Genomic DNA, 2,840 nt, shown 5'->3' on the forward strand with positions numbered 1-2,840 from the left:
CTGGAGGGGAAATCAACCACACCTCACTACTTGGTAAATAGCAACAAAGTATGCGGAAACAGGGCAATTCAAAAAGCCATAAAAAAACACCTGCCGTTTTCGGCAGGTGCGTGTATCTCCAATCTTCATAGGCTCAAGCAAGAATTGATGCTTTCTTCAAAAGTCTCAATGTTTGCTTGGACCTTTGATGCATATCCAGTTTTCAAAGTGAGCAGCAAACTTTCTATCAAGAATTTTCGCGGCTTGTCGGACTGCATCAGCTCATCTTGGATAAAGTCGATCAATTCAATGGCTCTTGTTCGATCTTCATCGCATGGCAAAGCTTTGTTTATCGCTTTTTTCAATTCCGTGGTGGATTGAAGCAAATCATTATGGCAAGGATCAAGGTTGTTTGTAAACTTTGGAAACCACTTATCCATTAGTTCCGGATCGATGATCTGTTCTCCGCTTTCAGCCACTTCATTGACTAAGCGGACAATGCGGTTCATGCAATAGCGGATAATTTGTATGTCCGGTGTACCGGCCAGGTTGGCCCGATAGCTAAAATGATTCATGTGGGTCATCATCGAATGAAAGATGATGACGCTATCTAAAAGATAGGGTTTTTTGCTTTCCCCGAATATATCGATAAAACGATTATATATCCAGCGTAAGTTAAACAATACCGTATTATTGATGAATTGTTTTAATTCTTCATCGTTGGAAACACGGACTTCTTCGATTAGGATAAGCAATTTGCTCTGCTTGTTCACCATCATCTGCATATCAAGCTGCCGGATGAAAATTTCAATATCGGCTGAATCTTGACCAATCAACAGTTTTTCCCTGTCATGGCGAATCTTTGTATAGAAGGAACGGAAAATGGCTATAAATAATTCACCCTTCGAAGGGAAATAATTATAGAATGTACCTTTTGATATACCGCTGCCATCTAAAATGTCCTGGATGGATGTGGCTTGGTAGCCTTTGTCAATAAACAGCTTATGAGCCGTATCGATGACATTCTGCCTTCGGTTATTCATCATATCACCTAATTTTCATTATACTGCTTGTATAAAAATAATCGTACTCTATTTTTCATCACAGCACAAACCCTTATTTAAACCAGTAAATTTTTATTGCAAAAAATGAACTAGGGGTATATTATTGATTTTGTGAGATTGGAATATACCGCATGTCTAATAAAATGAACCAATAGTTTGAATGGAGGAATAGATAAAAAGTGAGTACTGCACAAATAAATGAGAAAAAGGGTTCGTATGGCATTTTAGCCATACTGATGGTCGGGGCGTTTATATCGATACTGAATTCAACCCTTTTAAATATTGCACTGCCATCAATCCAAATAGACCTGGGAATCGAGACTTCCACAGTCCAATGGCTGACAACGGGCTACATGCTCGTGAACGGAATCATGATTCCGACAACTGCATTCTTAATAAGAAAATATTCGGTGCGCAATCTGTTCCTGACAGCCATGCTCCTATTCTCAATCGGGACGATCGTTGCAGGTGTAGCGCATGTATTCCCGCTATTATTGAGCGCACGTATGGTTCAGGCTGCCGGTTCGGCAATCATGATGCCGTTATTGATGAACGTACTTTTAACTTCTTTCCCTGTTGAAAAACGGGGCTCGGCAATGGGATTATTCGGTTTGGTCATGATGTTTGCCCCGGCAATCGGGCCGACGCTTTCAGGCTGGATCATCGAACATTATGATTGGAGAATGCTATTCCATTTCATTACTCCGCTAGCTTTATTAGTGCTTATTTTCGGCTTCTTTAAACTTAAAGACCACAAGGAAAAAGTCGATATCTCAATTGATAAAATATCGGTCATCCTTTCAAGCTTAGGCTTCGGCGGTTTGCTTTACGGATTCAGTTCGGCAGGCAGCAAAGGCTGGAACAGCCCTTGGGTATATGGAACATTGATTGTCGGTGCCATCTCCCTGATCCTTTTCATAACACGCCAGCTTAAAATGGAAACACCAATGCTTGAGTTCAAGATCTTCAAGCACCCGATGTTCGCTTTATCCGCAACGATCTCAATCGTACTGAACATGGCGATGTTCTCGGGGATGATCTTAATTCCGATGTACACACAAACAGTACGTGGCATTTCACCATTCGATTCTGGATTACTGATGCTTCCAGGTGCGTTATTAATGGCCCTCATGTCACCGGTTACCGGTAAGCTTTTCGATAAATTCGGTGCCCGCATCCTTGCTTCAATCGGTTTGCTCATCACCGTGGTAACTACGTATTTGCTAAGTAAATTATCAATGGAAACTACGTATACAGAAATTGTAATCCTGTTTTCCGTTCGTTCCTTCGGGATGTCAATGTCCATGATGCCGATCATGACAAATGGTTTGAACTCGCTGCCAGCCCGCATGAACCCGCACGGTACAGCCATGAATAACACACTGAACCAAATTTCCGGTGCGGTCGGTACGGCATTGCTCGTTACGGTCATGTCTAACCGTGCAGCTTCTACTGCCGAAGATTTAATGACGAAAGCGATGAGCAAATTAACAAGCCAGCCCACCGCTGAGATGATGGGCCAAATGAAAGCCCAAATCGGGATGCAGGCAATGCTGGATGGAATTAACTTCTCCTTCTTTGTATCTACCTTCATTGCCGGTGTGGCACTGATTCTGGCATTATTCATTAAGCGTGCTTGGCCGGCTGAAGAAAAACCAGCTGTGAAAAAAGATCAAACCGCTTAAAGGAAACAATAAAGCCCTATGCAACCTGAATCGTTCAGGCAGCATAGGGCTTTTTCTTTTAGGCTCTTTTCGTAAAGATTGTTGTTTTTAAAAACTAAACGATTTAAGGTTG

Annotated in this window: 2 protein-coding genes; one reads left to right on the forward strand and one right to left on the reverse strand. The window is 42.0% G+C overall.

Annotation, left to right across the window (positions count from 1 at the left end; genetic code table 11):
• Positions 1–125: 125 nt before the first annotated feature.
• Positions 126–1,025, reverse strand: a complete 900-nt coding sequence (locus tag ACFVSH_RS25030; RefSeq protein ID WP_387708454.1) for a TetR/AcrR family transcriptional regulator — start codon at positions 1,023–1,025, stop codon at positions 126–128.
• 254 nt (positions 1,026–1,279) lie between these two features.
• Between ACFVSH_RS25030 and ACFVSH_RS25035 the strand changes: the two genes are divergently transcribed.
• Entirely contained in the window at positions 1,280–2,728 is a 1,449-nt protein-coding gene (locus ACFVSH_RS25035) for a DHA2 family efflux MFS transporter permease subunit (RefSeq protein ID WP_387708456.1), read from the forward strand.
• Positions 2,729–2,840 lie beyond the last annotated feature (112 nt).

Origin of the sequence: Peribacillus sp. NPDC058002 (assembly GCF_042886655.1) — a bacterium.
Lineage (GTDB): Bacteria > Bacillota > Bacilli > Bacillales > DSM-1321 > Peribacillus > Peribacillus aracenensis.

What these genes read in the sequence shown, in the direction of transcription:
- ACFVSH_RS25030 (WP_387708454.1), bottom strand. Translation starts at nt 1,025, where the DNA reads ATGATGAATAACCGAAGGCAGAATGTCATCGATACGGCTCATAAGCTG.
- ACFVSH_RS25035 (WP_387708456.1), top strand. Translation starts at nt 1,280, where the DNA reads ATGGTCGGGGCGTTTATATCGATACTGAATTCAACCCTTTTAAATATT.